This is a genomic window from Nocardia sp. NPDC059236 (genome assembly GCF_042754085.1).
Lineage (GTDB): Bacteria > Actinomycetota > Actinomycetes > Mycobacteriales > Mycobacteriaceae > Nocardia.
Genome location: NZ_JBHZAF010000012.1, coordinates 40,857 through 55,927 on the forward strand (window position 1 = coordinate 40,857; position 15,071 = coordinate 55,927).

Genomic DNA, 15,071 nt, shown 5'->3' on the forward strand with positions numbered 1-15,071 from the left:
GACGTCGCCATGGCGACCCGGAAAGTCAAGCGGCTCTACCGATCCGATGTGCGGCAGGCCCGCCGCCTGCTGCGCGGTCACACCCGCAAGACCCCCGTCTTCCACACCGACATCCTGGGCCCGCGCGGCCCGGTCCCGGTGACCCTCAAGCTGGAACACCTCCAGCACGGCGGCACCTTCAAGGTGCGCGGCTGTCTCAACGCGCTGTTGCAGGCGCGCGGCGACAAGACCCATGTGGTGCTGGCCTCGGCCGGCAATGCCGGGATCGCGGCGGCGCTGGCGAGCGCGTTGCGCGGAATGTCGTGCACCGTGGTGGTTCCCGAGTCGGCCTCGCACACCAAGGTGGCGGCCATGTGGTCGCACGGCGCCGAAGTGCTGTGGCACGGAACGACTTACGCCGAGGCGCACCGGTACGCCCGCCAGCTCGCCGCCGAGCGCGGCGCCATGCAGCTGCACGCCTACGATCTGCCCGAGATCGTGGCGGGCGCCGGTGTGGTCGGGCTCGAGATCGAGGAGCAGGTGCGGGGCAGGCCGCCCGTGCTGGTCGCGGTCGGTGGCGGCGGTCTGGTCGCCGGTGTCGCGGCGGCGCTGGGGCTGCGTGGCCGGGTGATCGGGGTCGAGCCGCAGGGCGCGCCGACCCTGCACTCGGCGCTGGCGGCCGGGCACCCGGTGGATGTCGAGGTCTCGAGCGTGGCCTCGGATTCCCTGGGCGCGAACCGGATCGGCGATATCGCCATGGAGGTGGCGCAGCGCTACGCGGTGCGTTCCATCCTGGTCAGCGACGATGCCATCGTGATGGCGCGCGAGTATCTGTGGCGCGAGTTCCGCATCGTGGTGGAGCCGGCCGGTGCCACGGCGGTGGCGGCGATCCAGAGCGGCGCGTACGTGCCGGCGCCGGGGGAACGGCCGGTGATCGTGCTGTGCGGGGCCAATACCGACCTGGCGACGCTGTAGCGCGCCGCGAACCTATCCACATCCCGCGAGTTGTCCACACTCGCCGATTCGGTCCTGTCGCCGCCCGCGCCCGCGCGGGAACCTTGAGGTCGACGGCAGGCACAGGCTCGAATCGACAAGGGGGAGTGCAATGTACGAGGCGAACACCGCGGTGATCGGCCGGATCGTCACCCATCCGGTGCGGCGCGCGCTGCAGAACGGTGAACAGCTGTTGAGTTTCCGGTTGGCCAGTACTGCTCGCCGCTACGATCAGGGCGCGGGGGACTGGGTGGACGGTGGCACCCTCTACCTCACCGTAAACTGTTGGCGACGGGGGATCATCGAAGGAGTCGAGGCGTCACTGCAGCGAGGTGATCCGATCATCGCGTACGGGCAGCTGCGCTCGAACGAGTACACCACCCGAGATGGCGCGGAGCGCACCGACCTCGAGATGCGGGCCCTGGCGTTGGGTCCCGACCTGGGTCGTTGCACCGCCCCGGTGGTGCGCAAAACCTTCGGTCGAACCGACCGGACCGAACCCGTGGAACGGCTGTCCGTGGATGCGGACACTGCCGGAGAACCCGCTACTACACACAGTTAGGCTTGCCGATATGGCTGAGTTCATTTACCAGATGGTGAAGGTGCGAAAGGCGCATGGCGACAAGGTCGTGCTCGACAATGTGACCTTGAACTTCCTTCCCGGCGCCAAGATCGGTGTCGTCGGCCCGAACGGCGCGGGTAAGTCCAGTGTGCTGAAGATCATGGCGGGACTGGACCAGCCGAACAACGGCGATGCCTGGCTCGCGCCGGGCGCGACGGTCGGCATCCTGCAGCAGGAGCCGCCGCTGAACGAAGAGAAGACCGTGCGCGGCAACGTCGAGGAGGGCCTCGGCGAGATCAAGGTGAAGCTGGACCGCTTCAACGAGATCGCCGAGCTCATGGCGACCGACTACTCCGATGAGCTGATGGAGGAGATGGGCAAGCTCCAGGAGGAGCTCGACCACGCCGACGCGTGGGATGTCGACTCCCAGCTCGAGCAGGCCATGGACGCGCTGCGCTGCCCGCCGCCGGACGAGCCGGTCACCAACCTCTCCGGTGGTGAGCGCCGTCGCGTCGCGCTGTGCAAGCTGCTGCTGAGCAAGCCCGACCTGCTGCTGCTCGACGAGCCCACCAACCACCTCGACGCCGAGTCGGTGCTGTGGCTGGAGCAGTTCCTCGCCAGCTACCCGGGCGCGGTGCTGGCCGTCACCCACGACCGGTACTTCCTGGACAATGTGGCGCAGTGGATCCTCGAGCTGGACCGCGGCCGCACCTTCCCCTACGAGGGCAACTACTCCACCTACCTGGAGAAGAAGGCCGAGCGCCTCGAGGTGCAGGGCAAGAAGGACCAGAAGCTGCAGAAGCGCCTGAAGGAGGAGCTGGCCTGGGTCCGCTCCGGCGCCAAGGCGCGGCAGGCCAAGAACAAGGCGCGTCTGGGCCGCTACGAGGAAATGGCCGCCGAGGCCGAGAAGATGCGCAAGTTGGACTTCGAGGAGATCCAGATCCCGGCCGGTCCGCGCCTGGGCAATGTGGTCGTCGAGGTCGACCACCTGGACAAGGGTTTCGGCGACCGGCAGCTGATCAAGGATCTGTCGTTCACCCTGCCGCGCAACGGCATTGTCGGCGTCATCGGCCCGAACGGTGTCGGTAAGTCGACGCTGTTCAAGACCATCGTCGGTCTGGAGCAGTCGGACAGCGGCGCGGTGCGGGTCGGCGAGACGGTCAAGCTGAGCTACGTCGACCAGGGCCGCTCCGGCATCGACCCGAACAAGACGGTCTGGCAGGTGGTCTCCGACGGGCTGGACTTCATCCAGGTCGGCAATCAGGAAATGCCTTCCCGCGCTTACGTTTCGGCGTTCGGCTTCAAGGGTCCGGATCAGCAGAAGCCGGCCGGTGTGCTCTCCGGTGGTGAGCGCAACCGCCTGAACCTGGCGCTGACCCTCAAGCAGGGCGGCAACCTGATCCTGCTCGACGAGCCCACCAACGACCTCGATGTCGAGACTCTGAGCTCGCTCGAGAACGCGCTGGAGAACTTCGCCGGCTGCTCGGTGGTCATCTCCCACGACCGCTGGTTCCTCGACCGCACCTGTACCCACATCCTGGCGTGGGAGGGCACCGAGGACAACCCGGCCTCCTGGTTCTGGTTCGAGGGCAACTTCGAGGCCTACGAGGCCAACAAGATCGAGCGCCTGGGTCCGGAAGCGGCGCGCCCGCACCGCGTAACCCACCGCAAGCTGACCCGCGGATAACGGGCCACCCCAACCGAATTCACCGCCGCCCTCACCCGCTGACCCGGGTGAGGTAGCCGGATCACGTCCGTCATCGGTCCGCTACCGAGCGCTGGATTCCGTACGGTCCATCGAAGAATGGCCGATTGATCACCGTTTCGTCGGGCCGAAGACGTTTGCCGGACGGTTCGCGGCCCGCTGGATGGCGGGCCGTGACCGGCCAGATGAACGGTTATCGAATAGCGAACTCAGCGGTTTCGCATTCGCAGTTGTGCGTGAAAACTGTTTTGGTGCAAGGTTTGTCGTATGCGACCTGGCGATATCGGACGAAGTCGGCGACGGCCGAACCGTCCGGTTCGTCCGTATGATTAGACGCGGCGCGGCATTGAGAGGAATTCAGCCCGGCAGTTCTTGCGCCCAGCTACTCTCGCATCGGCGTCACTTTGTTACGGAACCGAATCCGAGGAGTTGGCGAAATGACGGTCTCGTCCGAATTGTCCAGCGCGGCCTGGGCTGCAAGTTTGCCCGCGTCTCTGCGGGGCAATCTCGTATCCCTCGAGGAGGCGTACTTCCGCCACGTCGACGCCGGCGATGCTGACTGCGCGATCCCCGCGACATCCACTCACATCTTCCGCTGCCATCTGGATCTCGGCATCCAGCGCACCCCCGGCACCGCGAATGTTCGTGTGTACCATGCGGATGACGAGGCCGGGCTCGGCGTCGCCATCCAGCTCGTGACCGATGACATGCCACTGCTGGTCGAATCCGTGACCTCCTCGCTGAGCCGGATCGGCGTCAGTGTCAGTGAGGTCGTGCACCCCATCTTCGAGGTGACCCGAGACGCCGCGGGCCGCCTGAAGACGGCGGTGCCGCACGAGGTCGACGCCAATGGCGCCACGGGCCTGCCCGAGTCCTGGATGCACGTGCAGCTGCACCCCGCCACCAGCCGCGCCCAGCTCGAGCAGATCGAGACGGCACTGCCCGACGTGCTCACCGACGTGCGCCGGGTCATCGAGGACACCGAGGCCATGCGCGAGGCGCAGGAGCGGGTCGCCGCCGAGCTCGACACCGCGGCCACCGCGGGCAGATCCGCCTTTCCCACAACGGATCTCACCGACTGCGCCAATCTGTTGCGCTGGCTGGCCGACGGCCACTTCACCGTGCTGGGCTACGCCCGCTACGAGCGCAGCACCGTGGACGGTCAGGCCAAGTCCATCATCGTGCCGGAGACCAGCCTCGGCGTGCTGCGCCCCAATGTCGGTACCGACTTCCGGGTCCCCGACAACAGCGGCGACCAGCCGCTGCTCATGCTGACCCAGGGCCTCGTCCCGGCCACCGTGCACCGCGCGGTCTACCCGTACTTCGTCGGCGTGGCCGAGATCGACGACTCCGGTGTCGTCACGGGCGAGCACCTGTTCATCGGCGTCTTCACCGTCACCGCCCTGCACGCGAACGTGCTCGACATCCCCGTCATCGACCGCCGGGTGCGCTCCATCATCGAGTCCAGCGGCTTCGACCTGGACTCCTTCTCCGGCCAGGAGATGCTGGAGGTCATCCAGGCCTTCCCGCGCACCGAGCTGTTCTCCTCCGAAGGCGAGGCACTGCGCCGCACCGCCAGCGCGGTGCTGAATGTCGGTATGCGCCGCCAGGTTCGGCTGTTCATGCGCATGGACGGCTACGGCCGCTTCGTGGCCTGCATGGTGTATCTGCCGCGTGACCGCTACACCACCCGCGTCCGCCTGGAGATGCAGGACATCCTGGTGCGCGAGCTGGGCGGCGTATCCATCGACTATTCGGCACGCGTGTCCGAAAGTGACCTCGCCAGTGTGTATTTCACGGTCCGGCTGCCCGATCAGGGCATCGTGGCCGATACCGGCGAGCCCAACCGGCTGCGCATCCAGCACCTGCTCGCCGAGGCCAGCCGCACCTGGGACGACCACCTGCGCGATGTGGTGGCCAACTCCACCGTGCTCGACCCGGCGGTGGCGCAGCGCTACGCCGAGTCGCTGCCGGAGAGCTACAAGGAGGACTTCGAGCCCACCCGTGCCGTGGCCGACATCCTGCGGCTGCAGCGGCTGCCCGACGGGGGCATCGACCAGCACCTGTACCGCTGGTCCGACTCCGACCCGGGCTCTTGGCGTTTCACGCTCTACATCGGTGGTGGCGGCGGCATCTCGCTGAGCCAGGTGCTCCCGCTGCTGCAGAGCCTCGGCGTGGAGGTGATCGACGAGCGCCCGCACCACGTCGAGCGCGATCAGGGTCCGGAGCAGTGGATCTACGACTTCGGCCTGCTGGCCCGTCCCGAGCTGCTGCGCAGCGCCCTGGACCGGAACATGGACGCCGAACTGGTGGAGTCCGTGAGCCGGCTCGACGTGCTCGACGCCCAGGTGCGCGGTTTACGCGAACGCTTCACCGAGGCGTTCGCAGCGCTCTGGTACGGCCGCGCCGAGGCCGACGGCCTCAATGAGCTGGTGCTGCGCGCCGGCCTGCACTGGCGCGGCGTCGCGATCCTGCGCGCCTACTCGAAGTACCTGCAGCAGGCCGGATTCCAGTACAGCCAGGCCGCCATCACGCGCGTGCTGCTGGCCTATCCGGAGGCGGCGAGCATGTTCGTCGAGCTGTTCACCGCGCTCTTCGATCCGGACTCGGCCAATCCCGACCACGCCACCGAGCTGGAGGCCGCGGTCCGCCACCGCATCGACGAGGTGGTGAGCATGGACGCCGACCGCATCCTGCGCGCCATCCTCGGCCTGATCAAGGCCACCCTGCGCACCAACTACTACGTCACCGACGCCGAGGGCACTGTGCGGGACTACCTGTCGTTCAAGGTGGAACCGCAGGAGATCACCGAATTGCCCAAGCCCAGGCCGCAATTCGAGATCTTCGTCTACTCCCCGCGGGTGGAGGGCGTGCACCTGCGCTTCGGCCCGGTGGCGCGCGGCGGCCTGCGCTGGTCGGACCGCCTGGAGGACTTCCGCACCGAGGTCCTGGGTCTGGTCAAGGCGCAGGCGGTGAAGAACGCGGTGATCGTGCCGGTCGGCGCCAAGGGCGGTTTCGTGGTCAAGCAGCCGCCGGCCGCGACCGCCGATCCGGTCGCCGATCGGCAGGCGCTGCAGGCCGAGGGCATCGCCTGCTACCGCACCTTCATTTCCGGCCTGCTCGACGTCACCGACAATGTCGATCGCGCCACCGGCGCGGTGCTGCCGCCCGAGCGGGTGCTGCGCCGTGACGCCGACGACACCTACCTCGTGGTCGCCGCCGACAAGGGCACCGCTTCCTTCTCCGATATCGCCAATGATGTTGCCCTGCAGTATGGTTTCTGGCTCGGCGACGCCTTCGCCTCCGGCGGTTCGGTGGGCTACGACCACAAGGCCATGGGCATCACCGCCAAGGGCGCGTGGGAGAGCGTGAAGCGGCACTTCGCCGAGATGGATATCGACACCCAGTCGCAGGACTTCACGGTGGTCGGCATCGGCGACATGTCCGGTGACGTGTTCGGCAACGGCATGCTGCTCTCGCGCCACATCCGGCTGGTCGCGGCCTTCGACCACCGCCACATCTTCCTGGACCCGAACCCCGATGCCGCAACGTCTTTCGCCGAGCGAGAGCGCATGTTCGCGCTGCCGCGCTCGTCCTGGGCCGACTACGACCGGTCCCTGATCAGCGAGGGCGGCGGGGTCTACGACCGCACGGTGAAGGCCATCCCGGTCAGCGACCAGGTCCGCGAGGTGCTCGGCCTGGCCGCCGACGTCGTCTCGCTGTCGCCGCCGGAGATGATCCGCGCCATCCTGCAGTCCCCCGTGCAACTGCTGTGGAACGGCGGCATCGGTACCTACATCAAGGCCAGCACCGAGACCAATGCCGAGGTGGGCGACAAGTCCAATGACGCGGTCCGGGTGAACGCGAACGCCTTGCGGGTCAAGGTGATCGGCGAGGGCGGCAACCTCGGCGTCACCGCCCTGGGCCGCATCGAGTTCTGCCGCCACGACGGCAAGATGAACACCGACGCGCTGGACAATTCCGCCGGTGTGGACTGCTCCGACCACGAGGTCAATATCAAGGTCCTGCTCGACGGCGTGGTCTCCTCCGGCGAGCTGCCCGAGGTCGAGCGCAATCCGCTGCTGGCCTCCATGACCGACGAGGTTTCCGCACTCGTGCTGCAGGACAACGTCTCCCAGAACATCCTTATGGGTATGTCCCGGGCCGAGGCCCCGCACATGCTCAATGTGCACCAGCGCGTCATCGAGGATCTCGAGGAACGCCGTGGCCTGGACCGCGAGCTCGAGGCGCTGCCGAGCGACGCGCAGATGAAGTATCGCGCCGAGGAGGGCACCGGCCTCACCTCGCCGGAGCTGTCGAATCTCATGGCGCACGTGAAGCTTTCGTTCAAGGCCGATCTGCTGGCCAGCGATCTGCCCGATATGGCGTACTTCTCCGCACGGTTGCCGCTGTACTTCCCGACCCCGCTGCGCACCCGCTTCGGTGTGGCCATCAAGCGTCATCGCCTGCGCCGGGAGATCACCGCCACGATGCTGGTGAACGAGGTGGTCGACCTGGGCGGCATCACCTATGCCTTCCGCCTGGGCGAGGAGATCGGGGCCTCGGCCTCCGACGCGGTCCGCGCCTTCACCGCGGCGACCCAGATCTTCGATCTGCACTCGGTGTGGGGTCGTATTCGCGCCGCGGAGATCTCCACGGGGATGAAAGACGTGCTGGAGCTGGAGACCAAGCGCACCCTGGACCGGGCGTCGCGCTGGTTGCTCAACAACCGCCCGCAGCCGGTCGCGGTGGGCGCGGAGATCCATCGTTACGCGCAGGGTGTGCGTACGCTCTCGCCCAAGGTGCCGGGCTGGCTGCGCGGTCACCATATCGACAGTCTCAATGCGCAGTCCCAGGCGATCGTCGAGCAGGGCGCGCCCTCGGAGCTGGCCACCGAGGTGTTCGGCCTGCTGAACCAGTTCCCGCTGCTGGATGTGCTCGATATCGCCGACATCACCGATCGCAGCGGTGAGGAGGTGGGCGCGCTGTACTACGCGCTCAACGATCACCTCAAGATCGACTGGCTGTTGCAGGCGGTCAGCCACCTCGAGCGCGGTGATCGCTGGCACGCGCTGGCCCGGCTCGCGCTGCGCGATGACATGTACGGCTCGCTGCGCTCGCTCACCCTCGACGTGCTCTCCGGCGGTGACCCGGAGGAGACGGCCGAGGAGAAGATTGCATACTGGGAGTCCAAGAACCAGTCCCGGCTGGGCCGTGCGCGCTCTGCCCTGTCGGAACTGTTCGAGTCCGGAACCCACGATCTGGCCACGCTGTCGGTTGCGGCGCGGCAGGTGCGCAGCATGGTGAGTGGGGTGGGTGCGCAATCGGAGGTACCGCGTTGACGAGTGTCGGTTCGCTGAACGGCCAGGCGAAGACGGCAGCACCGAGTCCGGGGGAGTCCCCGGTCTCGGCCGAGCCGAAGCGTTTCCACACCACGGTGGAGGTGCGCTGGTCGGATATGGACGCCTTCCAGCACATCAACCATGCCCGCATGGTCACCCTGCTGGAGGAGGCCCGCATCCCGTGGCTGTTCCTGGATGAGCGACCGACGGTTGCGCTGCGGTCCGGCTGTGTGCTGGCCGATCTGCGGGTGCAGTACAAGGGCCAGCTCCGCCACGAGGATTCGCCGCTGGACGTGTCCATGTGGATCGACCGGTTGCGCGCGGTGGACTTCACCGTCGGCTACGAGGTGCGCGCGGCCGGTGCCGCCCCGGACTCCCCGCCGGCGGTGATCGCCTCCACCCAGCTGGCCGCCTTCGACATCGACACCCAGCGCCTACGCCGCCTCACCGCCGAGGAACGCAACTACCTCGCGCAGTGGCTGGCCGACTGACCGAGAACGACCGTTGTCGGGACAGTTGACCCTGCACGTTCCGGATCCCGCGGAACGCGAGAACCTGGCCACCTTCATCACGCACGCCCTTCGGCTCGACCCGGCGGCCGTCATCCGGCTGCGCCGGCGCGGGGACCGCTACGTCTCCGCCTGGGCGACCACCGGATTCGAGGCGCTGGCGGTGCGCACGGTGGTGGCCGACCTCGGGATGGACGATGTGTCCGTCGGCGCGGACGCCGTCCTCGCCGGGCTGCGCGGGCCGGACGCGGGCGCCGCGTTCGGGCTCGGCTATGCCATGGACTCCGCCTGGCGCGCCGCGCTGCCGCCGGAGGTGGGCTTCGTCCATGTGGAGGACGTGCCCGCCCGCAAACTCGTCGAATTGGCCGAGCGCGGAGCCGAATTGGCGCAGGAGCACGGCAGCCAGCACGGCCCGCCGGCCGCCCTGCTGGATCAGACGGTGCTGACCGTGTCCGGTGGCGGCGAGCAGGTCGAGGTGCCCATGCGGGTGGTGTTCGCCCTCGCCGCCATGGATTTCATTCCGCACGGCGGCGAGAAGACCGACTCCCGCCGCATCCCGGTGGACGAGATCGTGCGGGTGCGTGCGGCTCGTACCTGGCTGCGCCTGGACGCCCGCTACGGTTCGGTGGCCCGCCGTCGTGGCCCCGCCCTGCCGTTGCTCCCGCGCTGAGGCTCTGCCGTTGCTCCGGCACTGGGGCTCTGCCGTTGCTCCGGCACTGAGGCTCTGCCGCCCTTCCGGCACCGAGTCCCGGCCCGAACCCGCCCCCAATGCGCGGGGCACTGAATATCCTGGCTCGTAAGGTTTTTCGAGCCCGGATACGTTCGAGTCGGGCCGAACGCAACCAGGGAGGGGCCATCATCATGACGATCCTGAGGTGCATTCTCGCGGGTGTGGCGCTGGGCATCGCCCTGCTGGCTCCGGCCTTCGCGCCCGCCGTGGGCGGCTGACGCGACAGCCGGTCCGCCGGCCATCGGAATCGCGATGGCCGGCATAGCCGCAATGATTGGTCGCTCCGCCCCGTGCCGATTACCTTGGCGGCATGAGCGATGCCGCGATCGTGACCGAGTGGATCGACCTGAAGGTCGGCGACGCCGTGATGAGCGCCTATGTGGCCCGTCCGGCGGAACCGGGTGAGTATCCCGGAGTCGTTGTGGGACACGAGATCTACGGCCAGCACGCCACGGCGCGAGCGGCCGCCGACCGCCTGGCGTCTCTGGGCGTCATTGCCGTCCTGCCGGACCTGTTCCACCGCGTCGCGCCACGCGCTGAGCTGGAATTGCACGTCGACCGGGAACGCGGCCTGGAACTGCTGCGCACCCTGACCCGTCCCGGGGTGGTCGACGATGTCTCGGCCTGTCTCGACGAATTGCGCGGCCGCGGCGCGGTCTCGCTGAACATGGTCGGCTTCAGTGCGGGCGGGCACGTCGCCTACTACGCCGCCACTCAACTCCCGCTGGCCGCCACCGCCGCGTTCTACCCGGGTTGGCTCACCAATACCGATATCCCGCTGTCCACACCCGAACCCACCATCGAAGCCACCCCCGGCATCACGGGCCGGGTCGTGTTGTTCTTCGGCGGTGAGGATCCGCTGATCGACGCCGAGGCTCGCGACGAACTCGAAGAGGCGCTGAGCACGGCCAATATCCAGCACGAGATCGTGGTCTACGACGACGCCCCGCACGGCTTCCTTTTCCCCGGCCGCGATTGGTACCGGCCCGAGGTCGCCGAGGATTCCTGGGCCCGGCTCGCGGACCTGCTGCGCGGCTAGCGGATTCGGCGCATCGAAGGTTCGCTCCTCACCAGACACCGAGGACTCGCTCCTCAGTGCACGCCGAGCATCCGCAGCCCCGCCGTGACCACCGCCGCGGAGAGGATCACCACCAGCAGCGGCGCGCGCTTCCACGCCAGCCCCGCCGCGACCAGCACACCCGCGGGCAGCGCCCACCCGAATTGGCCGCTGCCCGTGGGCACCAGCGTGGTGACCGCCAGTGCGGTGAGCAGCACGACCGACGCGATCTCCAGCAGCCGGATGGTGCGCGGCGAAATCTTGACTCGGCTGCGCAACAGCGGCCCGGCGAACCGGAATGCGAAGGTGCCCATGGCCAATGCCATGGCACCCACCAGGAGAGTCTTGGTCATCGGCGCGCGCTCCTGGAGCCGAGCCGTCGAAAGATCGCCCGCATCATACGGTTCCAGCCGCAGCGGTGGTGCTCTCGGTCCTCGCCGCCTGATCCGCGTTCGCGGTGGTGGTGGCTTCGCCCGCGCCCGCGCGGCGCACGACCAGCAGTACCGCGGTCAGCGCGAGCAGTACCGGCAGCCCCGCGCCCAGGAACGGCGTGGTCGCCGCGGCGACCACCGCGCCGGCCAGAGCTGCTGTGCGGGTGAGAGGTTCGCGCAGGGCGGGCAGCACCAGCGAGAACAGTACGGCCGGGAAGACGGCGTCCAGACCGAACGCATTGGGGTCGGGCACCACCGCGCCGAGCATGGCGCCGAGCGCCGCGCCCAGCGGCCACGCGGCCAGCACCGAGAGCCCGCACACCCAGTAGGCGGCGCGCCGCCGATCCCGATCCGGCTGGGCCAGGGCCATGGCCACCGATTCGTCGTTCATGACGTGGGTGCCCAGCAGCCGCCGCCAGCCGGTGCCGACCACATCGGGCACGGACAGTCCATAGGGCAGGTGCCGGGCGTTGACCAGCAGTCCCGCCAGCACGGCGGCGACCAGCCCGCCGCCGGCGGTGAGAATGCCGATGAAGACGAATTCCGAGCCGCCGGCCACGACGGCGACGCTCATGAGCACCGGCAGCCAGCCGGGCAGTCCGGAGGTCACCGCGGTAGCGCCGTAGGATACGCCGATCATGGCGACTGCCAGGCAGATCGCCGCGATACCTGTGAGCACACCCCGATCGAGTGTTCGCCATGTCGAACGCATGTTTTCTATAATGAACACAAACGGCCAGGTTCGTCAAAGGGACGTGCCGACATCCCGGTACTGTGAACGCCACCATGACCCAGCAGTCCGACCGCTCCGAGCCCGTGTCTGCCCAGCAGGTGCCCGAGTCTGCCCCGCAGGCGCCGACGTCCCCGCAGCAGGCGCCCGCGTCGCCGCAGGAGGCGATCGCCGCCGCTCTGCGCCGGGAGCGGGCTCGCTCCGGACTCTCGCTGACCGAGGTCGCCCGTCGCGCCGGGATCGCCAAATCCACACTGTCCCAACTGGAATCGGGCTCCGGCAACCCCAGCATCGAAACGCTGTGGGCGCTCTGCCTCGCCCTCGACATCCAGTTCTCGCGGCTGCTGGATCCTCCGACCCCGCAGGTTCAGGTGATCCGCGCGGGTGAGGGCCCGGTCCTCGCCTCGGCGCGGTCCGAGTACCGGACCACCCTGCTCGCGGCCTCCCCGCCTGCGGCTCGCCGTGACGTCTACCGCGTCACCGCCGAACCCGGCCACCCCCGTGACTCCGCCCCGCACTCCCGCGGCGTCGTTGAGCACATCGTGCTGTGCGCCGGTCGCGCCAAGGTCGGGCTCGCCGAGGATCCGGTGGAACTCGGGCCCGGCGACTACATCTGCTACCCCGGCGATCTGCCGCACGTCTTCGAGGCCCTCGAGCCGGGCACCTGGGCCCTGCTGGTCAGCGAATACAGCTGATCCGCGAATCCGGCTGCGGCGCAGCTGATCTCACTGACCGGCCACCCACCAGGCGGACAGCAGATGCACGGCCGCCAATCCGACGCAGGTGGCCGCCATCGGCCAGTTGCGCCGTCCCGCACCGATAACCGCGTCGCCGATCTGAGCCAGTCCGGCGACCACCAGAATCGGCGCCAGTCCGCTACGGGCCCGACCGCGAGCAGGATCAGCATCACGATACTCAGCGGCACCGCCCGCGCCCCGTACGCATACGCGAAAAACAGTGTGCCCGTATTGATCTGGCCACCGTCCGGCACCGCCATCGCGGGCCGTGCCATGCCCACCACGCTGGAGACTCCCGAGATCAAGGCGACCGCCGCGTTGGCGATGGCGATTCCGGTGTACGCGTCCATTTCCTTCACTCCCTAAATCATTCAGAGTCTGAATGTTTCGAGGGAAGTATCATCTGACCCGTGAACGATGTCAAGAAGCCGACCGGACTCCCGAAGACCGTCTCATTCCGGCTGGGCACGGTGGGTTCGGTGGTCGCCGACCGCTTTGCCGCGCGCATCGAAACCCTCGATCTCAAGCCCAAGCACGCGGGGCTGATGACCGCGCTGAGCCACGGCGAGGCCGCGTCACAGCAGGAATTGGCGGGCCGGCTCGGCGTCGCGCCGAGCCTGGTGGTGGCGCTGGCCGATCATCTGGAACGACTCGGCGCGATCGAGCGCGTGCGTGATCCCGGGGACCGGCGCCGGCAGGTGCTGACGCTCACCGGGCACGGCTACGCGCTACTGGCGGAATGCGAAAAGGCCGCGCGAGAACTCGACGAGGAACTCACCGCCGGGCTGACCGCGAAGGAGCGCACGGCCTTCCTGCGCGCGCTCGGCGTACTGGCCGCCGAAGCCGGTCTGCCCACGGGGGAGTGACGCGTCAGGCCGCGCCCTCGCCGAGGTACTGCAACCACATCGGATCCAGTTCCGAGCTGGCCGACAGCAACCGCCAGTGCGGACCCTTCGGCGCGACCATCGGATGGTGCAGCGTCCAGCCCAGTTCGCTCAGGAGCTTGTCGGCCTTGCGGTGATTGCAGGGGGCGCAGGACGCGACGCAGTTCTCCCACGAGTGGGCGCCGCCGCGGCTGCGCGGAATGACGTGATCGATGGTTTCGGCCTTGCCGCCGCAATAGGCGCAGCGGTAGCGGTCGCGATGCATGAGGGCGGCTCGGGTCATGGGTACCCGTGCCCGGTAGGGTACGCGCACGTAGTTGCGTAGTCGGATGACCGAGGGGAGCGCCACCGAGGTGCCGGCGGAATGCACGACCGGACCCTCCGGATTGTCGTGCACGGTGTCGGCCTTGTCGCAGATCAGCAGCACGATGGCGCGACGTGCAGACAGGGCGGTGAGCGGCTCGTACGTGGCGTTCAGCAGCAGCACGCGGCGTTTGGCCCAGGCGGGAACGGGTGCTGCGGTGGGCGGATGATGCGCGTGCTCGCGGTGGTCGCCCGGATGGGCGGGCTCGGGATGAGCGCCCAGGTGATGCTCGGAATGAGAATGTTCGGACAGCAAGTGCAGCGGAGTAGCCCCCGACCCACGATTGTGGACGTCGGCGGGCTGGAGTTGTCGATGGGTCCGCGCCTCGTGTCGGGCGCCGTGCCGCTGCTTCATGGGCCATACCCCGGTTTCGTATTCGTCCGATTGTGTGGTATCTCGGCAGACTGCCACCCAGTTGACCATGACTTGCCGCATATTGCACGGTGATTTCGCACATTGTCGGGCACATTCGGATGAACGGGACGTGACAATCGTGCACGCGGGCCGGCCGGGCGTCGAGAAACGCTGTTCCGAGCTGCGAACGGTGTGCTGAGGGGGCGTCGATCGGCCGTATCGAGGGTGCACCCGGGCCGGACGTCGCGGGAGTGGGCACAATGGGGACGTGACTTCCGGCGAGCAGACTGCAACCTCCTTCTATCAAGCCGTGGGCGGCGAGAAGACGTTCCATCGGATCGTCGCGGCGTTCTACCGCGAGGTGGCGCAGGACGAGGTGTTGCGGCCGCTGTATCCGGAGCAGGATCTGGGCCCGGCCGAGCGACGCCTGCGGATGTTCCTGGAGCAGTACTGGGGCGGGCCGCGGACCTACTCCGACGAGCGCGGGCATCCGCGCCTGCGGATGCGGCACATGCCGTTCAAGGTCGGGCCGATCGAGCGGGACGCGTGGCTGCGGGCCATGCGCATCGCGGTGGCGGAGATCGAGCCGGAGGTGCTCGACGATGCGCACCGGCAGCAGCTGCTCGACTACTTCGAGATGGCCGCGAATTCGCTGATTAACTCGCCTTTTTGAGTTCGATCCGCAGAAATACCA

The 15,071-nt window shown here is 68.2% G+C and carries 15 protein-coding genes; 11 read left to right on the forward strand and 4 right to left on the reverse strand.

Annotation, left to right across the window (positions count from 1 at the left end; all coding sequences use genetic code 11):
* The first annotated feature begins 9 nt into the window (after nt 1–9).
* The 7 genes from ACFXIV_RS28630 (at nt 10) to ACFXIV_RS28660 (ending at nt 10,859) form a co-directional block, all read left to right on the forward strand.
* On the forward strand, nt 10–954 hold the full coding sequence (locus ACFXIV_RS28630; RefSeq protein WP_379399035.1) for a threonine/serine dehydratase: 945 nt from the start codon (nt 10–12) through the stop codon (nt 952–954).
* A 130-nt stretch (nt 955–1,084) separates the two neighbouring features.
* Nucleotides 1,085–1,534, forward strand: a complete 450-nt coding sequence (locus ACFXIV_RS28635) for a single-stranded DNA-binding protein (protein WP_354834641.1) — start codon at nt 1,085–1,087, stop codon at nt 1,532–1,534.
* Nucleotides 1,535–1,544: 10 nt separating this feature from the next.
* A complete protein-coding gene (gene ettA / locus ACFXIV_RS28640; RefSeq protein ID WP_379398976.1) occupies nt 1,545–3,221 on the forward strand; it encodes an energy-dependent translational throttle protein EttA in 1,677 nt (558 codons plus the stop codon).
* 455 nt (nt 3,222–3,676) lie between these two features.
* Entirely contained in the window at nt 3,677–8,581 is a 4,905-nt protein-coding gene (locus ACFXIV_RS28645; RefSeq protein ID WP_379398975.1) for an NAD-glutamate dehydrogenase, read from the forward strand.
* A gap of 95 nt (nt 8,582–8,676) precedes the next feature.
* Entirely contained in the window at nt 8,677–9,072 is a 396-nt protein-coding gene (locus tag ACFXIV_RS28650) for an acyl-CoA thioesterase (protein ID WP_379399034.1), read from the forward strand.
* Nucleotides 9,073–9,085: 13 nt separating this feature from the next.
* Nucleotides 9,086–9,760 carry a hypothetical protein gene (locus tag ACFXIV_RS28655; protein WP_379398974.1) on the forward strand — a complete coding sequence of 225 codons (675 nt, stop codon included), beginning with the start codon at nt 9,086–9,088 and terminating at the stop codon, nt 9,758–9,760.
* A gap of 370 nt (nt 9,761–10,130) precedes the next feature.
* On the forward strand, nt 10,131–10,859 hold the full coding sequence (locus ACFXIV_RS28660) for a dienelactone hydrolase family protein (protein ID WP_379398973.1): 729 nt from the start codon (nt 10,131–10,133) through the stop codon (nt 10,857–10,859).
* A 53-nt stretch (nt 10,860–10,912) separates the two neighbouring features.
* On the opposite strand, the gene ACFXIV_RS28665 is transcribed toward ACFXIV_RS28660, so the two are convergent.
* The gene (locus tag ACFXIV_RS28665) at nt 10,913–11,230 is read right to left on the reverse strand and encodes an AzlD domain-containing protein (RefSeq protein WP_379382633.1); all 318 of its coding nucleotides are present in this window, start codon (nt 11,228–11,230) and stop codon (nt 10,913–10,915) included.
* Between the two features lie 43 nt (nt 11,231–11,273).
* Nucleotides 11,274–12,020 (reverse strand): AzlC family ABC transporter permease, encoded by a 747-nt coding sequence (locus ACFXIV_RS28670; RefSeq protein ID WP_379398972.1) that lies wholly within the window; start codon nt 12,018–12,020, stop codon nt 11,274–11,276.
* Nucleotides 12,021–12,094: 74 nt separating this feature from the next.
* On the opposite strand from ACFXIV_RS28670, the gene ACFXIV_RS28675 reads away from it, so the two are divergent.
* Nucleotides 12,095–12,733 (forward strand): helix-turn-helix domain-containing protein, encoded by a 639-nt coding sequence (locus tag ACFXIV_RS28675; protein WP_379398971.1) that lies wholly within the window; start codon nt 12,095–12,097, stop codon nt 12,731–12,733.
* Between the two features lie 30 nt (nt 12,734–12,763).
* On the opposite strand, the gene ACFXIV_RS28680 is transcribed toward ACFXIV_RS28675, so the two are convergent.
* The gene (locus ACFXIV_RS28680) at nt 12,764–12,895 is read right to left on the reverse strand and encodes a hypothetical protein (protein ID WP_379398970.1); all 132 of its coding nucleotides are present in this window, start codon (nt 12,893–12,895) and stop codon (nt 12,764–12,766) included.
* 111 nt (nt 12,896–13,006) lie between these two features.
* Between ACFXIV_RS28680 and ACFXIV_RS28685 the strand changes: the two genes are divergently transcribed.
* Both ACFXIV_RS28685 and ACFXIV_RS28690 read left to right on the forward strand, forming a co-directional pair.
* Entirely contained in the window at nt 13,007–13,141 is a 135-nt protein-coding gene (locus ACFXIV_RS28685) for a hypothetical protein (protein WP_379398969.1), read from the forward strand.
* Between the two features lie 44 nt (nt 13,142–13,185).
* Nucleotides 13,186–13,641 carry a MarR family winged helix-turn-helix transcriptional regulator gene (locus ACFXIV_RS28690; protein WP_379398968.1) on the forward strand — a complete coding sequence of 152 codons (456 nt, stop codon included), beginning with the start codon at nt 13,186–13,188 and terminating at the stop codon, nt 13,639–13,641.
* Nucleotides 13,642–13,645: 4 nt separating this feature from the next.
* Here the strand turns inward: ACFXIV_RS28690 and ACFXIV_RS28695 are convergent, their stop codons facing one another.
* A complete protein-coding gene (locus ACFXIV_RS28695) occupies nt 13,646–14,377 on the reverse strand; it encodes an HNH endonuclease (RefSeq protein WP_354834668.1) in 732 nt (243 codons plus the stop codon).
* Nucleotides 14,378–14,645: 268 nt separating this feature from the next.
* Between ACFXIV_RS28695 and ACFXIV_RS28700 the strand changes: the two genes are divergently transcribed.
* A complete protein-coding gene (locus tag ACFXIV_RS28700; RefSeq protein WP_379398967.1) occupies nt 14,646–15,050 on the forward strand; it encodes a globin in 405 nt (134 codons plus the stop codon).
* Nucleotides 15,051–15,071 lie beyond the last annotated feature (21 nt).